At 61.8% G+C, this 17,348-nt stretch carries 16 protein-coding genes and 1 pseudogene; 6 read left to right on the top strand and 11 right to left on the bottom strand.

Annotated elements, in window-relative coordinates; all coding sequences use genetic code 11:
* Window positions 1-11: 11 nt before the first annotated feature.
* Window positions 12-887, bottom strand: a complete 876-nt coding sequence (locus ACE10W_RS18280; RefSeq protein ID WP_375762658.1) for an MBL fold metallo-hydrolase — start codon at window positions 885-887, stop codon at window positions 12-14.
* 148 nt (window positions 888-1,035) lie between these two features.
* On the opposite strand from ACE10W_RS18280, the gene ACE10W_RS18275 reads away from it, so the two are divergent.
* The gene (locus ACE10W_RS18275; RefSeq protein ID WP_271557229.1) at window positions 1,036-2,010 is read left to right on the top strand and encodes a glycerophosphodiester phosphodiesterase family protein; all 975 of its coding nucleotides are present in this window, start codon (window positions 1,036-1,038) and stop codon (window positions 2,008-2,010) included.
* Here ACE10W_RS18275 and ACE10W_RS18270 read toward each other — a convergent pair.
* The 5 genes and pseudogenes from ACE10W_RS18270 to ACE10W_RS18250 form a co-directional block, all read right to left on the bottom strand.
* The gene (locus tag ACE10W_RS18270; protein WP_271557228.1) at window positions 2,007-3,629 is read right to left on the bottom strand and encodes an ABC-F family ATP-binding cassette domain-containing protein; all 1,623 of its coding nucleotides are present in this window, start codon (window positions 3,627-3,629) and stop codon (window positions 2,007-2,009) included. The genes ACE10W_RS18275 and ACE10W_RS18270 overlap by 4 nt on opposite strands.
* Before the next feature lie 168 nt (window positions 3,630-3,797).
* The gene (locus ACE10W_RS18265; RefSeq protein ID WP_375762657.1) at window positions 3,798-4,559 is read right to left on the bottom strand and encodes an SDR family NAD(P)-dependent oxidoreductase; all 762 of its coding nucleotides are present in this window, start codon (window positions 4,557-4,559) and stop codon (window positions 3,798-3,800) included.
* A gap of 150 nt (window positions 4,560-4,709) precedes the next feature.
* Window positions 4,710-7,544 carry a winged helix-turn-helix domain-containing protein gene (locus ACE10W_RS18260; RefSeq protein WP_375762656.1) on the bottom strand — a complete coding sequence of 945 codons (2,835 nt, stop codon included), beginning with the start codon at window positions 7,542-7,544 and terminating at the stop codon, window positions 4,710-4,712.
* A 208-nt stretch (window positions 7,545-7,752) separates the two neighbouring features.
* A pseudogene (locus ACE10W_RS18255) lies at window positions 7,753-7,935 on the bottom strand (GrlR family regulatory protein); the annotation flags it as partial.
* An 86-nt stretch (window positions 7,936-8,021) separates the two neighbouring features.
* Window positions 8,022-8,423, bottom strand: coding sequence for a heme-binding protein (locus ACE10W_RS18250; protein ID WP_231166706.1), 402 nt, complete (start codon window positions 8,421-8,423; stop codon window positions 8,022-8,024).
* Here ACE10W_RS18250 and ACE10W_RS18245 point away from each other — a divergent pair.
* On the top strand, window positions 8,388-9,506 hold the full coding sequence (locus ACE10W_RS18245) for a LysR family transcriptional regulator (RefSeq protein WP_375762655.1): 1,119 nt from the start codon (window positions 8,388-8,390) through the stop codon (window positions 9,504-9,506). The two genes, ACE10W_RS18250 and ACE10W_RS18245, sit on opposite strands and share 36 nt — an antisense overlap.
* 104 nt (window positions 9,507-9,610) lie before the next feature.
* On the opposite strand, the gene ACE10W_RS18240 is transcribed toward ACE10W_RS18245, so the two are convergent.
* Both ACE10W_RS18240 and ACE10W_RS18235 read right to left on the bottom strand, forming a co-directional pair.
* Window positions 9,611-10,105, bottom strand: a complete 495-nt coding sequence (locus tag ACE10W_RS18240; protein WP_028171152.1) for a DUF302 domain-containing protein — start codon at window positions 10,103-10,105, stop codon at window positions 9,611-9,613.
* 193 nt (window positions 10,106-10,298) lie between these two features.
* On the bottom strand, window positions 10,299-11,069 hold the full coding sequence (locus ACE10W_RS18235) for an alpha/beta hydrolase (protein WP_271557224.1): 771 nt from the start codon (window positions 11,067-11,069) through the stop codon (window positions 10,299-10,301).
* A gap of 215 nt (window positions 11,070-11,284) precedes the next feature.
* Between ACE10W_RS18235 and ACE10W_RS18230 the strand changes: the two genes are divergently transcribed.
* A complete protein-coding gene (locus tag ACE10W_RS18230) occupies window positions 11,285-12,247 on the top strand; it encodes an AraC family transcriptional regulator (RefSeq protein WP_271557223.1) in 963 nt (320 codons plus the stop codon).
* 101 nt (window positions 12,248-12,348) lie between these two features.
* Here ACE10W_RS18230 and ACE10W_RS18225 read toward each other — a convergent pair whose 3' ends face one another.
* Window positions 12,349-12,480 (bottom strand): hypothetical protein, encoded by a 132-nt coding sequence (locus ACE10W_RS18225; RefSeq protein WP_271557222.1) that lies wholly within the window; start codon window positions 12,478-12,480, stop codon window positions 12,349-12,351.
* Between the two features lie 126 nt (window positions 12,481-12,606).
* Between ACE10W_RS18225 and ACE10W_RS18220 the strand changes: the two genes are divergently transcribed.
* The 3 genes from ACE10W_RS18220 (at window position 12,607) to ACE10W_RS18210 (ending at window position 16,066) form a co-directional block, all read left to right on the top strand.
* Window positions 12,607-14,052, top strand: coding sequence for an IS1182 family transposase (locus ACE10W_RS18220; RefSeq protein WP_082755932.1), 1,446 nt, complete (start codon window positions 12,607-12,609; stop codon window positions 14,050-14,052).
* 1,023 nt (window positions 14,053-15,075) lie between these two features.
* Entirely contained in the window at window positions 15,076-15,414 is a 339-nt protein-coding gene (locus tag ACE10W_RS18215; protein ID WP_370140254.1) for a DUF3551 domain-containing protein, read from the top strand.
* 124 nt (window positions 15,415-15,538) lie between these two features.
* Entirely contained in the window at window positions 15,539-16,066 is a 528-nt protein-coding gene (locus ACE10W_RS18210) for a hypothetical protein (protein ID WP_375762654.1), read from the top strand.
* A 161-nt stretch (window positions 16,067-16,227) separates the two neighbouring features.
* Here ACE10W_RS18210 and ACE10W_RS18205 read toward each other — a convergent pair whose 3' ends face one another.
* Both ACE10W_RS18205 and ACE10W_RS18200 read right to left on the bottom strand, forming a co-directional pair.
* Entirely contained in the window at window positions 16,228-16,932 is a 705-nt protein-coding gene (locus tag ACE10W_RS18205; protein WP_028171147.1) for a hypothetical protein, read from the bottom strand.
* A gap of 265 nt (window positions 16,933-17,197) precedes the next feature.
* On the bottom strand, window positions 17,198-17,347 hold the full coding sequence (locus ACE10W_RS18200; protein WP_007609497.1) for a hypothetical protein: 150 nt from the start codon (window positions 17,345-17,347) through the stop codon (window positions 17,198-17,200).
* Window position 17,348 lies beyond the last annotated feature (1 nt).

The raw sequence follows: 17,348 nt of genomic DNA, 5'->3' as shown, positions 1-17,348 counted from the left end.
TTTCGCCGTCATCACTCCCGCTTGAACCGATAGTCGAACGCCCCGTCCAGCGGCTTGATCAGCCCGACCGTCGGCGCCGGAAAATGGATCGGCAGGATCAGCGTGTCGGTGTCGGCGACGGAGGCGAAGAACTTTCGCCGCGAGACCGCCGACTGTTTCGCATCCCAATCCGGCATCGCCGACCAGTCCGGCTCACGGCACTGGATCTGGTGATGCATGAGATCGCCCGCGACCACCGCGCGCTGGCCCTTCGAGAAGATGTTGACGCAGCAATGGCAGGGCGAATGCCCCGGCGTCGGCGTCAGCGTCACGGTGTCATCGAGCGCGTAATCATCGTCCACCAGCAGCGCCTGCCCGGCCTCGACGACCGGCAGGCAATTGTCGCGGAAGACGGTGCCCGGCGGATTGTTGCCCTTGGCGTTCTCGGCCTCCCAGGCTGCATACTCACCCTTGTGGAAGACGTATTTCGCATTCGGAAACGTCGGCACCCAGCGGCCGTCACGCAAGGTCGTATTCCAGCCGGTGTGATCGATGTGAAGGTGCGTGCAGAAGACGTAGTCGATCTGTTCGAAAGAGATGCCGAGCGCGAACAGTTCGTTGCGCCAGCGCTCCTTGCCGGGAAAGTCGAACGGCGGCGTATGCCCCTTGTCCTCGCCGGTACAGGTATCCACCAGGATTGTGTAGCGCGGCGTGCGCACGACGAACGTCTGATAGGTGATGACCATCATGCCGCGCGCGGCGTCGAACACCTCCGGCTCCATCGTCGGCAGATGGCGGGCAAACACGCCCTTGTCATAGGCCGGGAAGAAATCCTGCGGCCGCCGCCATGGCCCTTCCCGCTCGATCACCGCGTCGATGGTGATGTCGCCGATCCGCAGTTGCTTCATGGTTGCTTTGCTCCCTTTTTTGCAGAGAGCGTAGCGGGCAGCACAGGACCGTTCAAGCCGCGCAACGCGTCCGGCACCTATGCGTGACGATCGCCGCAAATCAACCCCAAACGCCACCGACGATCATCTCGGAATTGGGGAAGAAACAGTGCGCAGGAAACTCGGATTTGCGACGGCAGTCCTGATCGCCGCCGCCGCCGGCGTCTACATCAACAACACCAGTCTTCTGGCGCCGCACCGCGACGGCAAGCCGGTGTTACTAGCCCATCGCGGCATGGCGCAGCGCTTCGACGAGCGCGACGTGAAGAACGACACCTGCACCGCTGCGCGGATGTTGCCGCCGACGCACGACTATCTCGAAAATACCCTCCGCTCGATGCGAGCCAGCTTCGAGGCCGGCGCCGACGTGGTCGAGCTCGACGTGCACCCGACCACCGACGGCGAGTTCGCCGTATTCCACGACTGGACGCTCGACTGCCGCACCGACGGCCAGGGCGTCACGCGCGAGCAGAGCATGACAAAGCTGAAAACGCTCGACATCGGCTATGGCTATACCGCCGACGGCGGCAGGACATTCCCGTTTCGCGGCAAGGGCATCGGGATGATGCCGACGCTCTCGGACGTGTTTGCCGCCTTCCCAGACCGGCGGCTCCTCGTCAACGTGAAGAGCCGCGACGCCAACGAGGGCGAGAAGCTCGCGGCCGTGCTGAACGCGCTGCCGGCCGAGCGACGGCGGATGATCATGGTCTACGGCGGTGACGAGCCGATCGAGGTAATCCGTCGCCTCACTCCGGAGGTCCGCACGATATCACGCGGGGCGATCCGGCGCTGCCTGCTCGGCTATATCGGCTATGGCTGGACCGGCCTGATGCCGGCCGCCTGCCGCGACGCGATGGTGCTGGTCCCGATCAATGTCGCGCCCTGGCTATGGGGTTGGCCGGATCGCTTCCTCGCTCGGATGAACGGCGCCAACAGCGCGGTCTTCGTGCTCGGCCCTTACACCGGCGGCGAGTTCTCCTCCGGCATCGATACGCCGGAGTTGTTCGCCCGGCTCCCGCAAGGCTATTCCGGCGGGATCTGGACCAACGAGATCGAGGCGATCGCCGGCAAGAGCAAAGACTAGCTCCGCAACCCCGGCGCTTCCTGCCCGGTCCGCGCGACATATTCGGTGTAGCCGCCGCCAAACTGGTGGATGCCCTCGGGCGTCAGCTCGAGCACGCGGTTCGACAGCGTCGCCAGGAAATGCCGGTCGTGCGAGACGAACAGCATGGTGCCTTCGAAATCCGCCAGCGCCGTGATCAGCATCTCCTTGGTGGCGAGGTCGAGATGGTTGGTCGGCTCGTCCAGCACCAGGAAGTTCGGCGGATCGAACAGCATCTTCGCCATCACGAGGCGCGCCTTCTCGCCGCCCGAGAGCACGCGGCAGCGCTTCTCGACGTCGTCGCCGGAGAAGCCGAAGCAGCCGGCGAGCGCGCGCAACGAGCCCTGCCCCGCGGTCGGAAACGCGTCCTCCAGCGACTGGAACACGGTGCGCTCGCCGTCGAGCAGGTCCATCGCGTGCTGGGCGAAATAGCCCATCTTGACGCTGCCGCCGACCGCCACCGTGCCCTGGTCCGGCTCGCTCGCGCCCGCGACGAGCTTGAGCAGCGTCGACTTGCCGGCACCGTTGACGCCCATCACGCACCAGCGCTCCCTGCGGCGGATCATGAAATCGAGGCCGTCATAGATGCGCTTGCTGCCATAGCCCTTGTGGACGCTCTTGAGCGCCACGACGTCCTCGCCCGAGCGCGGTGCCGGCGGAAAATCGAACGCGATGCTCTGGCGGCGGCGCGGCGGCTCGACCCGCTCGATCTTGTCGAGCTTCTTCACTCGGCTCTGCACCTGGGCGGCATGCGAGGCACGCGCCTTGAAGCGCTCGATGAACTTGATCTCCTTGGCGAGCATCGCCTGCTGGCGCTCGAACTGCGCCTGCTGCTGCTTCTCGTTCAGCGCGCGCTGCTGCTCGTAGAACTCGTAGTCGCCGGTATAGGTCGTGAGCGAGCCGGAATCGATCTCGATCACCTTGGAGATCACACGGTTGATGAACTCGCGGTCATGCGAGGTCATCAGCAGCGTGCCTTCATAATCGTGCAGGAATTTCTCCAGCCAGATCAGGCTTTCCAGATCGAGATGGTTGCTCGGCTCGTCCAGCAGCATGACGTCGGGGCGCATCAAGAGGATGCGGGCGAGCGCCACGCGCATCTTCCAGCCGCCCGAGAGCTTGCCGACATCGCCGTCCATCATCTCCTGGCTGAAGCCGAGGCCGGACAGCGCCTCGCGCGCCCGGCCGTCGAGCGCGTAGCCGTCGAGTTCCTCGAAGGCGTGCTGCACCTCGCCATAGCGCGCGATGATCTCGTCCATCTGGTCGGCCTTGTCGGGGTCGGCCATGTCAGCCTCGAGCTGGCGCAACTCGGCTGCGACCTCGCTGACGGGACCGGCGCCGTTCATCACCTCGGCCACGGCGCTGCGGCCGGACATCTCGCCGACGTCCTGGTTGAAATAGCCGATCGTGATGCCGCGATCGGTCGAGACCTGCCCTTCGTCGGGCAGTTCCTCACCGGCGATCATCCGGAACAGGGTGGTCTTGCCGGCGCCGTTCGGCCCGACGAGACCGATCTTCTCGCCCTTGTTGAGGGCGGCGGAGGCTTCGATGAACAGGATCTGGTGGCCGGCTTGCTTGCTGACGTTGTCGAGGCGGATCATGGGGTCTTTTTGGGGGAATTTTGCGTTGCAGCGTCATAGGCCATGCCGGCTCCCAGGGGAAGCCCGGCAGGGCCCGGAGGCACCGGTTGCCAGAGGCTAAATATAGCCTGCCAGGGCCGGGACCGCAGCAGGATCCGGTCGGGGCGACCGTCTGCGCCTCCTGGCAGGCTAAATCGCCATCCCTCCCGAAACCTCGATCCGCTGCGCATTGACCCAGCGATTATCGTCAGACAGCAACGATGCGATCATCGGGCCGATGTCATCGGGAACGCCAGCCCGGCCAAGGGCCGTCATCCCGGCAACCTGCTTGTTAAGTTCCGGATTGTCCCGGACCATCCCTCCGCTGAAATCTGTCTGTACCGCACCTGGAGCCACCGCGTTGACGGCAATCCCGCGAGGGGCGAATTCCTTTGCCTGGTAGCGGGTCAACACATCGATTGCGGCCTTCAGCGCGCCGTAGGGACCGCTTCCGGGAATGATGATCCTTGCGAGCCCGCTCGAGAGGTTCACGATCCGGCCACCGTCATTCATCAATGGAAGCAATTTTTGGGTGAGAAAGAAGACGCCTTTGAAGTTCAGCCGGTATATGTCGTCGAGCTCTGCTTCGGTCGTCTTCTCAAGTGAATTATGGTGGGAAATACCGGCATTGTTGACGAGATAGTCGAAACGGATCGCGCCAATTTCGCCCAGTGCCTCTCGAACTTGCGAGACGAAGGTTTCGAATGTACTCGTTCGTCCGACGTCGAGTTGCAAGGCCCTCGCTCTGCGCCCCATTTGCTCGACCTCTCGCGTGACCATTTCGGCCTCGGCGACGGCCGAATGGTAGGTGAACATGACATCGACGCCTCGCCGTGCGAGATTGAGCACCGTGTTTCGCCCGAGGCCTCGGCTTCCGCCGGTGATCAACGCAATTCTTCCCCGCTGCTTCATCACGCTCTCCTGATAACCCCAATCCGGCAGATTGACGCTACCGCCGCTCCGAAGCGCGGCGCGCGTTAGAAGCTGTTAGAAAATGAAAAATTCTGACGTCTGCCGGGTCACCTGGAGACTGGCCAGATCGACATCTTGCACCCGAAGCGCTCAATGCAAGGGACGGGCAGTCGACCTCGATACTTCTGGACGTGCCTCGAAGACCCGTTGAAGCAGCGCGTGCGCATCAGCTCCTCGGCCTCGATTTTTCATCGACCGCGCCAGCGGAACAGCGGCCTTCAGCTCCCACCCTGATGCTCGTTGGCTTCTTGCACTATCCATCGATCGACGAAGCGCCAGCTCTGCTGCCTTGCGGTCGGGATTTGGGCTCGTCAGGATGATTTGCGCCTGCGTGCGTAGCAATTCCGGCATCCAGAACGTCTGGCGCATCCGCTCCGCAAATAGAATTGCCGATTGAATGGTCTCGCGCGCCTCGTCATACCTTCCGCTTCGAGCAAGTCCATCGGCGAGCGCGCGGGATGCCGCCGGGATGACCATGTGAAGTTGCTCACGGTGGAGCCCTCCCAGCGCCTGACGCAGCGCCTCGACGCCGTCCGCGGGCCTCCCGCTCATGAAAAGCCACTCTCCCCTCAGAGCCTGAGCGGCTGCTGCATGACCTCGGAGAGAATGCTTCTCAGCCAGTGAGATTGCACGATCGACATGGTCGGCAACGTCACCGGTGTTCCCGCTCCACAGCAGCACCGGGACGGAGTGGACCACCGCCATGCAATAGTTCGCCGCCGGGGCCAACCGAGCTGCCTCGTTCATCGCCTCAAGCGCCTGCTTGCGAGCTTGCTTGCGGGAGCCCAGCAACCATAGAGAACGTGCCAGTGCGATCTCGGCGCGCAGACGGTGATCATATCCAAACAGATTGATGTCGAGCCGACCAATTGACGTCTCCAGCTCGAAACCGCACTTGCAATGCGCCACCGCGGCGACTTGATCGCCAGCGAGGTGGCAAGCCGCCGCCAGCATCCATTCGGCGATAATTCTGTCGCTCAATGAACCGCTTAGCTCGGCTACAGTTCTGCATCTCGTCGCTGCAGCCAATGCTCCTTCAAAGTCGCCGAGCCTTGTGAGGAAAAGGTTGAGTCCGGCCAACAGTCGCAGCTGTGGCAATGCTTCTTCGCTCGCCTCGTGAAGTGCCAGCCCGCGCCGTATGGCGGCCTGAACTTCGGTCGTATTACCCAAGGTATGCAGTGACGAGACTGCATATGCCTCCTGCAAGCGTGCCTCTCGATGCGAGAGTCGGCCGAAATTCGCAATCGCTTTCAGTGCCAACCCCGACCAACGCCGGCACTCGACCAGCAACCACAGACCGAGAAACAAAGGGGCGGAATCTGCAGCAAGCTCGATGCCGATCGAGCGATCCTCTTTTGAGAAGCTCCACTCGAGTGCCTTCCGCACGTTTCCGATGTGAGGCGAATAACGTCCGATGTCAGCGTAAGCCCCCTGCTCGAGCGCGATTGCCTTGAAGAAAGCACCGAAATAGAGCGCGTGGCGCAGGGAAACCGGTTCAGCCTGCCCGATTTCCACGAGCTTGGCCGCAGCATACGTGCGCGTCACATCGGGTAAACGATAGAACACGGTATCACCGACCAGATGAACCCAGACGAGCGATTTGTCCACCAACCTCGCAATCGCGATCTCGACTTCGGCGCTTTTTCGCTCCCCACTTCCGGCAACGGAGCAGGCAGCCTCAATCGTGAACAGACCGACAAATATGGAAAGATTGGAAAGAACACGCTGTTCGCTTTCGGCAAGCAACCTGAAGCTCCAATCGAGCATCGCCTGGAGCGTGCGGTGTCGTGGGACAGCGTTTCGCTGGCCTGTCAGTGACAGCTCCATATGGCTGGCCAGCAGACCCGCAACACCCCGAAGGCCATAGGTCCCCACTCGGCTGGCGACCAGTTCGATCGCCAGCGCGATGCTATCGGTACGGCGACATATTTCGGAAACGACCGGCGCGTCAGCGTCATTCAGCGCCCCCTCAAAACCAGCGGATGAGGCTCTATCCATAAATAGCCTCACTGCCGGGGTCGCCATCGCATCCGCGGCGCTCGGAACGTCGTCGGTTGGGCAAGCAAGAGGGCTGAGAAGGTGCACAATCTCGCCCTCGACGTTCAATGCTTCCCTCGACGTGACAAGCAGACAAACGCCGCAAGTACACTGAAACAGTTGGCTGGCCAAATGCGAGGACGCATCGAGAAGATGTTCGCAACTATCCAGCACGATTAGAATTCGCTTACCGGCAACGAACCCCAGAAGTTCCGCAAGGGGCTCGGCTCCTCCGAGCGGGCAGCCGACCGCGGAGAGAACCGCCCCAGCGACTAGGCCAGGTTCATCAACCGCGCCCAAATCGACAAAAACGGCGCCTTCATCGCCAAATTCGGCTTGTAGCCGGCGAATGATAGCCCCGGCCACGGTAGTCTTGCCGATACCGCCAGCTCCAACGACGCTGACAAAACGCTGCTTCACGATGAGCGCACAGAGGTCGTCGACGACTTCGTCCCGTCCAACGAACAATCTGGGAATCGACGGGAAGTGGCGTCCATGCCTGGGGGGCGGAACGTATCCGGAAGATGCAAGCCCATCGCCACGTTTGCGCTCGATCGGAGCCACAAAACTATAGCCCCGACCGGAAACAGTGACGATGTAACGCGCGCCATCCTGACCTTCGCCCAAGGCCCGGCGAAGGGAGGCCACGTGCACTCTCAAGACGGCCTCGTCGACGACAACGTCACGCCACACGGAGAATAGGAGGTCGCGTTTGCTGACGAGTTCGCCGGCGCGCTCGGTCAGCGCAATCAGTATGTCGAAACCGCGCGAGCCGATCCGAACTTCAACTCCATCCTTCAGGAGTTGCCGACGACGCTTGTCCAGTTGGAAGCGACCGAAGAATACTTCCGCATCGGAACTTTCAGCAGAGTCGATGCTCATGACCATAACAGGCCTTTCCTTGAGCTTTCGTGCACAGGAATAGCCGCTCGCCTCGCAATCCTGCGCGTCAATCGGCAGTGGGCAGCAGTTGACGCACTGCTTTCAAATCACCGCAGTGCCGCGAGCGCTTCTTCCATGTGACAGTCAGTCACATCTTGGCGTCTTTGCAAATTCGCACGTTTTATTGCGAGCTTCGCGAGGCACATGCGGCCCCTCAGGCCCTTCGCATCAGCTTGAGCGAGGCCGCCAGTCGCAAGCTGCGCTTGCCGGCGAGCGCGATGCCTTCGAGCTCGCCGCTATCCGCCATGCAGGTCCCGGAGAAGCCGATCCCGACCTCATAGCCGCCGAAGACCGGATTTTCGCCTTTCGCCGGCGTGTGCTCCTGGTCGCCAAATTCCCGCAATATGCCCCAAGGTTTAGGGCTCATAGATCAGGGCTTGTGGAGCCCGACCCTCTGCACCAGGCCCATCTCCTCATGGTTCGTCATGTCGCCGTGGCGCTTGACGACACTGGTGAAATCGGGGACGCGGCCGCAAGACCTGCCGCGGCGACTTGCGCATCCTGGGTTGACTGCATGCCCGATACGCCGATCGCTCCGATCACCCTGCCGTCGCGCAGGATCGGAAGGCCGCCCTCCAGAGGCGTCAGGTTGGTCATGCCCAGCAGCCGCCAGTGAAGGCCGCCGTCCGCCAGCGCGGATTCGAACGCGCCGGTCGGCCGCCTGAAATCGACGGCGGTCTTCGCCTTCTGCTGCGCGACGAGCACGCTGCCGTGCTGCGCCTGGTCGAGACGGTACAACAGCACGAGATGACCGCCGCTGTCGGTAATGGCGATGACCATGGGCCAGCCATGACGTTGCGCCTCGGCACGCGCCGCATCGGCCACCAGCGCCGCCTCATCAAGGGTGATCGGGGCACCATAGAGCGGCGTCAGGGCCGCGAGGGGGACGTTTGCCACGCAGGCATCAGGTTTCGTCATGGGAAGCTCCAGGTGATCGGGAGCCCATTCCCAACACATGACACTTGTGATGATAATAGCCGCAGATGCGGACATATTATCTCACTCTTCGGGAGAATAGCGCTGGCCTCGCTTGCGGATTATGCGACGTTCCTCGCCGTCATTGACGAAGGCAGCCTGACGTTCGCGGCAACGCGTCTCGGCAGATCGCTGCAGTCGGTGAGCCGTTCGCTTGCGCGGCTCGAGGACGATCTTGGCGTGGAGCTCGTATCGCGAACGACGCGGCGCCTGCACCCCACACCCGCGGGCCTCGAATTCGCCGGCCGCATCCGCCTCGCACTGACGACCATCGACGCCGCGCGCGAGGACCTGCTCGCCAGCGACCGGCGGCTTGCCGGGACCATCCGCATCGGCACCTCGAGCCTTTTCGGCCCCGAATATGTCACGCCCGTCCTGAGCCAGTTCCTGGCGCGGAGTCCGGAGATCGACCTCGAGCTCGTCCTCTCCGACGAGCGTGTCGATCTCGTCGCCGAGAAGCTCGATTTTGCCGTTCGCATCGGCAACCCGCCGGACTCGAATTTGCGGACTCGCCGGATCGGTGGACTGAGCTGGGCGGTGTTCGCCTCGCCGGCCTATCTCGCCGCCCACGGGCGTCCCGAGCATCCGCAAGAATTATCCCGTCATGAATGCGTGTTGCGAGCGAGCGATGACGACAGGTGGGCATTCGGAGGCAACAAGAAGCGTATCGAAGTCCATGGTCGCTTTCGGTCGGAAAGCGCCGCGGCACGCAATGCGGCCGTCGCGTCCGGCTTTGGCATCGGGCTCGCTCCGCTCTGGCAGGTCCGCAGGCTCATCGATCAGGGGATCGTCGAGCAAATCCTCGTCGGCCACGAGCCGCCGCCCATCCCGCTCCAGATTGTCTGGCCCACGCGAGGAGCCGGCGCGATGCCTCGGCGGGTCCGCGCAGCCATCGACTTCCTCGTGGCCCGGCTTTCCGCCCTGCGGATATGAGCTGCGGCTTTCGCGCTGGCAGCGACCGCTTGCGCGACCTCGTCGCGTTCCGCGATTGGTATGAATTACTCACTTCCATCAGCCAAAGACGTCATCAGAACGTTTCAGCCTGCACATTCGCGTAGCAAAGCGGTGATTTTCGCATCGAGATTTTGGGCGACGGCAAGGGCTTCCGAACTGCCATAATGCCGCAGATAACTCTCCATTTTATCATAAGAGACGTGCACGCCGTCGGCACGCTCATCAATGAGCACTGTGACCGGAGCGTAAGATCCGGCGTCGGGCACGTGCTTGACCATTTCTTTCATGATGAGTGGATTTCCGACCACAAGCCGTATGATCCTCGGCGTCCTGGATCCATTTTCCCGACGCAAGATGTCGCCCAAGTCGAACTCGGCGAAGAGCATAAGGTCGGTGCGACCCAGGCCGCTCTGTACAATGCGCTTTAAATCCGGGAAGGATTCTGTGGCCCTCGTCGCCCTGAAAAATTCAACAATGTCAGGCTGACCGATCGCCGACTTGAGCGCAGCCACGACGGCGTCGAACGGCTTTGAACTCGTGAGGCTGAAGCGCTCAACTTCGACTTTTTGGATTTTCATCTTATCTTCCGTACCAACTGTCATGGATGAAGTGGCTCGATCGCATCGGAACGCGCCGGGTAGCGCGGCGATCGAAACCTTTCCTTCAGGATATCGCTGGCGCTCCTGCGGCTTGGCCGACTCGCGCCGTCGCCCTTGCAGGCGCTCTGCGAGCGTGGGCGCTCCCGGCGCGACTGCGCCGGGAGTCGTACCGTCACTTCACGAGCGCGGCCTTTTCGATCACCTCAGCGACCACCTTCGCGTGCACGACAAGCGAGGCATGGCTACCGGCGACTTCCGTCGTTTGAGCCTTCATCCTTGTCGCGAAGAATTTCTGGGCCTCGGGCGCGATGACTTTGTCCTTCGTGGTGATGACATCGAACGTCGGCTTGTCGTGCCAGGCCGCAATGCTGACGGGGGCTTCGAACGCAACGTGATTCAACGGAAGCTGCGAGTTGGCCAGGTGCTCAGCGATCTCCGGAGGAAGGTCAGCCGCGACGGCCGACGGAAAAATCTTGGGATCGATGTACAGATTGCCCTTCGCGTCGGGATGGATCGCGTTGCCGCCTTCGGTCGGCGGGCCGGCCTTTGCCAGCGACGCCAGGGATTCGCCGACCTCCGGCGCGAAGGCGGACACATAGACCAGCGCCGAAACCTTGGGATCGTTGCCGGCTTGCGTGATCACCACGCCGCCCCAGGAGTGGCCGACCAGAACGGTCCTGCCATCCTGTCTCGCCAGCGCCTGCTTGGTGGCATCGACGTCAGCGACGAGCGAGGTGAGCGGATTTTCCACGAGCGTGACGTTGTAGCCTTTCTTCGTGAGAATATCGGCAACCGGCTGCCAGCTCGTCTGGTCCACGAAAGCGCCGTGCACGAGCACGATGTTGTGCGCTGCTCCCTTGGGCAGTTCGGCGGATTGGGCGGAGCCGACCAACGTCGATCCGGCCAGGAGTACGGTGGCGGCTGAGAGAAGGATATTTCGCATTGAATGTTCCTGTTGGCATGTCGGACGAAATCAGTCCGGGGGGATGGACAGGCGTTTCCTGCAAGGTCGCGGTTCTTCCATCCGCCGTCGGCGAAATGGTTGCCGCACCTACCGTCGGCCCGCTGCGGCATGATCTATTCCGCGGGCATTTCGGACGATAGGGACCAATCGTCCGCATGTTGTGTCCGATCGTCCACCGGTCTAATCTGGACCGCATGGACATCCTCACCCAGGTGCTCGATCGGGTTCGTCTCGGCGGGACGTTGCTCTTCCACTTCGAGCTCGGCCATCCCTGGCATCTTGAGTTGCCGGCGCGCCCCTACGCCCTGTTTCACTATCTCAGCCAGGGTTCGGCGACCCTCGCGCTCGAACAGGGAGAAGAAATCCAGATGACCGAGGGCGATTTTGTCGTGATCACGCGCGGCGAGCCCCATGTGTTTTATTCGGATCGCCGGGCCGAGCCTTTGCGCATCGCGGATATCGAACGGTCGTCGCCACGCCTCGGATTCCTTCGTCACGGCAGCCCTGCAAAGCCGCTCTCGACCATGCTCTGCGGCAATTTCACGGTGTCGCGGCCGATGTTTGGCAGCGTGCTGGAGTTGCTTCCACCCGTGCTCTTGCTGAAGCCGACGGCGGACCGTGGTTGGCTTGAAGCAATCCTGCGCCGCATGATGAGCGAGTCCGTGCTCGAGCGTCCTGGCCAAGGCGTCGCGCTTTCACGACTGACGGAAGTGCTCTTTGTCGAGGTGCTGCGAAGCTGGATCGCGTCTCTCAGTCCCGGACAAGGCGGCTGGATCGGGGCCATTTCTGATCCCCATATCGGACCGGCGCTGAAGCTAATTCACGAAAGTCCGGAGCAGCTCTGGACGCTGAGCGACCTTGGCCGTCGCGTCGGGCTCGGCCGCTCGGCATTTTCGGCGCGCTTTACCAGGCTCGTCGGCCAGTCCATGCACCGTTATGTGATCGAACGCCGAATGGCGGAGGCGGCGTTTCTGCTCGAAACAAGCGATGAGCCCATCGCGCGGATTGCCAGCCGGGTTGGTTACGAGACAGCGGCGGCGTTTTCGAAGCTGTTTCACCGGCATCACGGACATTCGCCAGGCCGCTACCGAGCCTCTCGACGCGCCGACGGAGGCTACGCGCAATCGGGCAATTCGGAAGTACACGTATCCGATTGACCTCGAGCACGCGCGCCGTCGCCATGTCTGCAAGTGGCCCATCGCCGACAACGTCGCCTTCCAACAGCAAAGCAGACGCGACGAATTTATGAGTACCCGCCCTACGCCCTTCGCATCAGCTTGAACGAGGCCGCCAGCCGCAGGCTGCGCTTGCCGGCGCGCTGGTCGATGCCTGGGTGAAGACCGGGGCGGCGTGTCAGGCTCCGTGACGAGGCGCTAGGGCGAGTACTCATGACCGTCGGCTTCCGAAGATAAAGCGGACGTCGCCCCGCTTGGTCATCATCGCCGGCTCATGACCCTGGCTGTGTAAAAAGCCACGAGTCGGCTACGATTCCTCCGTTTCCTGATGGGGGATACGGATGGGACGCTTCGTTGAAGGCGCGGACAGATCCCAGCTGACGCTCTTGCCGGAATGTCTGGAGGATTGGGTAAGCGAGGACAACGCGGTCCATGTGATCGATGTGTTCGTCGAGGCGCTCGACCTGCATGGAATGGGGTTTGTGCGTGCGATCGCCAAGGAGACGGGCCGGCCCTCCTATCATCCGGCAGTCCTTCTGAAGCTTTACATCTACGGTTATCTCAATCGGGTGCAGTCCAGTCGCCGCCTGGAACGTGAGGCGTGCCGCAATATCGAGGTGATGTGGCTGATCGGCCGCCTGGCTCCCGATCATAAGACGATCGCCGATTTCCGGAAGGACAATGGTGCGGCGATCCGGAAGGTTTGTGCGAAGTTCATTGCACTATGCCGGCAAATGGGCCTGTTGCAGACCCGAAGCGTCGCAATCGATGGTAGCAAGTTCAAGGCGGTGAACAACCGCGACCGCAACTTCACGCATGCCAAGATGGCGAGGCGGATGGCGCAGATCGAGGAAAGCGTCGGTCGATATCTGCGTCAACTCGATAGCGCCGATCGGCAGGAGCCATCGGAAGCGATCAGCATCAAGACGACGAGGATCAAGGAAAAGATCGCGCGGCTGAAGCAGGAGATGAGCCGCCTGGAGGTGCTCGATGCGCAGATGCGCAACACGCCGGATCAACAGATATCGCTCACCGATCCGGATGCCCGTTCGATGGCCACCAGCGGACGCGGATCGGGTGTCGTCGGCTACAATGTCCAGGTCGCGGTGGACACCGAACACCATCTGATTGTTACGCACGAGGTTATAAACGTCGGCAACGACCGTGGGCAGCTTGCCCGGATGTCGAAGCAAGCCAAAGAAGTGCTCGAAGTGGACAAGCTCGAGGCGGTCGCCGACCGTGGCTACTTCGACGGAGAGGAGATACTAGCCTGCGAAGAGGCTGGCATTGCCGTCACCTTGCCCAAGCCCATGACGTCGAACGCCAAGGCGGAGGGCCGGTTCGGCAAACAGGACTTCGCCTACCTGTCTGATGAGGACGTCTACCGCTGCCCATCCGGCCAGCTGCTGCCCTATCACTACACCAACATCGAGCATGGAATGACGCTGCGCCGTTACTGGTCGACAGCGGCGTGCCAAGGCTGCGCGATCAAGAGCCAATGTACGCCGTCCAAGGAGCGCCGCATCACGCGCTGGGAGCATGAGCACGTGGTCGAGGGGGTCCAGAGACGGCTCGATTCCAATCCTGACGCCATGCGGACGCGGCGCGAGACGGTCGAGCATCCCTTCGGCACGATCAAGGCCCGCATGGGCGCGACCCATTTCCTGATGAAGCGCCTACGGAACGTGGCCGCCGAGATGGCGTTGCATGTCCTCGCCTATAACCTCACCCGGGTGATGAACATCGTCGGCAGACCGAGCCTGATTGCAGCTATCCGCGCAACCTAAGGGACGGATAAGGGCGTCCAAAAGCGGCAAAGCACGGCGCTATAACGATCTTGGCCGCCTGTTAGACGATCCGACGGCAAAACATCGGCGGCCTGCACCTATTGCCAACTACGGTCGCTTCCGAATTATCCGTTTCCACACAACCAAGACCCATAGCCGACGTACTACGGCCGTTGGCCCGATGTCGGCTTTTTTACCCTCAAGGACATTGAGGCTGAGTTAGGATATTGCAGCCCGGCAATGTCGCCCCTTCGAAGGATGCATGTTGCGATAGCTGACACTTGACGACATGGATCAAGCCGTTGTCGTCCAACGGCATGCACGTGATCATGCGAAATCCATGGCATAGCGAGACTTGTAACTTTCGTGAAGCCCAAGCCAAACAGAACCGCGCCCGGAGGCCGGTCATTCATCTTCGATCACGAGAACAGAAAGGTCCCAATCAGCAGGCCCGCAGCGAAAGCGAAAAGCCCCAATGTGCAGCATGAAACGATACGGACGAGGATGCGAACTTGCTCCTCGTACTCCTCTTCTGCGGTCTTGTGGGACTGAGCCGTCACTGCAACTGCCCTGCCATCGCCCAGATTTGGCAAATATACGCTCGAAATCATGGTCAGCGCGAGGCATTTTAGTCCCGCCGCGATGCCCTGTTCGTGATCTGGCAGGCATCCCTTACGGGAAGGATCATTGAAGCCTCTCTTGAGGCTACTCTCGGCTCAGCGAGTTGGCGGGCAAATTGAGCACAATTGAATGTCCGCCGGTTGATGTCCGGCTTCGCCCCAATGCGGAGCGGGCTGCTTTCATTCCCCTGCGACGCAGATGTCGAGTGCAAGCGCCGACGAGGTGATCAAATAGCAGACCTCCGCAGCTAGCGCCGAAATTGTTCGCTTATCGGGGTAGAGAGAAAGCAACTGGCCGACCTTCCAAACGGCGCTTTTGACCCCAACCGGCCCTCCGGCATGAAAACTCCGCACCGACGCAGGATCTCGGGAAATTCACTGCGAACTCTACGGGTTTGATCGGATGATCATCCGGAACGCTGAAGCTACAGTCGACCTTGGTCCCGGTGCCTTTCCAACCCAGTGGAGCACAGGTGAGCACTCACCCAACGAGTACAGGAGGACTCCGATGTGCCGTATTCTGTTTGCTGCGGTCTCCACCATTTTGATCTTGGTCACAGTCGGATCACTCTCGCCCGCGGTCGCAGATCGCTACTGCCTACAAGGCCGCCGCTGGGGCCATCCCGGCAACTGCCAGTTCTCGACTCTCCAGCAGTGCAGGACGGCTGCCTCCGGCACACATGCGTCCTGCGGGGTCAATCCGCGCCATGCATTCGGACGCTCGCGGCAGGGCAGACAGTAGTTGAGCGCCGCGGGCGCACCGGGCCGATAATTGTTGGTGGGTGCGGCTTGATTATTGAGAAAATCGTCGACCTGGATGAGTCCCGTTCTGCCTGAATTTCAAGGAATCAAATGGAGGGATGAGAATGTCGGTCCCCTGCAAGTTCGAACGCAGCCTCCTCAGCCACGAAGAATATGAGACGATCCGCCTCACGCACCATCCTGCCATCTATGACGTCGAAATCGCTGAGCTTGAGGCCATGCGACCCCGCTTGCGCAAGATGCGCAATAAGGAGCGAACGCTCGGCCGACAAAGGCAGCGACAGGCGCGCGGAAAAGCCGAGGCTCGCGGAGCCAGCTTTCCAGGAACCGCCGAGCATGCATCAGAACGCAAGCAAGTCTTCGCCGCGGCGCTGAAGCGGTTGAACAACGAGCTTCGGCGTCTTCACAACCTGGCAGCTCGGACCGCGCATGTCGAAGCGGCTCGAAAGGCTCTCGCGCTGCATCGAGCGGCGAACTTCACGATTTATCCCCCAGCCGGAGCCACCGCGAACGAAGGCATGGTGCCGAAGGCAAGCACACGCCGAAGAAAGACCATTGCAGGCGCAAAGATCGGACGAGTGTCGCAGGCGACGAAAGTCGCGCAGGCGGTACGCGACGCGCGAGGCGGATGAGCCTGAGTTGACCCATAACGAACTTGATGCGCGACGCATGCCCTTGTGATCGACGAAGGGCGTGATGTCGCCTGTTGGCCCACGGCCGACGTCCAGACGTATCGGATTCAACGTCGCCTTCCAACAGCAAAGCGGACGCGACGAATTTATGAGGACACGCCCTAGGCCCGCCGCATCAGCTTGAGCGAGGCCGCAAGGCGCAGGCTGCGCTTGCCGGCGAGCGCGATGCCTTCGAGCTCGCCGCTATCCGCCGTGCAAGTCCCGGAGAAGCCAATCCCGACCTCATAGCCGCCGAACACCGGATTTTCGCCTTTCGCCGGCGTGTGCTCCTGGTTGAGCATCTCACCCTTCCAGCGGCCGTCGGCCGATGAATAGGAGCCGAGATAGTAGAAGAACGCATCGCCGCCGAGGATGCGGCCGTCGATCAGCAGCATCACGCCGGAGAGTCCGGCATCGACACCGTCAAGCGCGCGCAGGCTCATCCCATAGAGCCCGTTGACGATGCCGCCAGGGCCGACCGCGCCGCTCGGAGGCACCGCCTCGTCGTCGAGCCGGGTGAGATTGGCCCAGAATTTTGCGCCCGGCATGGTGTCCGCGCCGCCCTCCAGACGGATCTGGTTGCCGTGCAGCCTCCCGCGTGCCCCGATCGAGGCGACGTCGGCGCCCATCAGCGGCTTGTAGTTCGGATCCAGATTATGCCGCTCGGTGATGACCTCGGCGATGATCTCGCCGTCGCGCTCGACATAGGTGCCAAGATGCGCGAAGCCCGAATTGCCGCCCAGCATCTTGCCGTCGTGCAGGCACATGATGCTGCGGCCGAACGCATCGTTGACGCCGTATTCAACCTTGTAGAGTCCGTCCAGCAACGCAATGAACCCGCAAAATCGGAAAGGAATCGAGGCTACCTAGCACCGCCGCCGCGCCAAGGCCATCCGGCTTTTGCGCGCAGGGCCGCTCGCCGGACCCCTCGCTGCATGATGCCATCATGCCCCTGTTTTGCCCGACGGGTCAACCGAGATTCGCCAAATCCGCAATCCGTGATTTCGTTGCGATTTCAGTGCCCCGGCTACTGTGCATGGGGTTGTTTTTCGACTTTTTTGTTCTGCGTGGTCCCGGCCGCCTCGCCCCGCGCTAGTGACGCTTGAAATATTGCACCTCGCGCTCGTGCTTCTCGGCCGCCGCGCGGCTCTTGAAGGTGCCGAGGTTGCGACGCTTGCCGGTCTTCGGATTCACCTTGCGTGAGTAAAGGCGATACTCGCCGGATGCCAGTTTGCGGATCATG

Source organism: Bradyrhizobium sp. B025 (genome assembly GCF_042257955.1).
Lineage (GTDB): Bacteria > Pseudomonadota > Alphaproteobacteria > Rhizobiales > Xanthobacteraceae > Bradyrhizobium > Bradyrhizobium diazoefficiens.
This window is presented reverse-complemented; position numbering and strand designations above follow the sequence as displayed.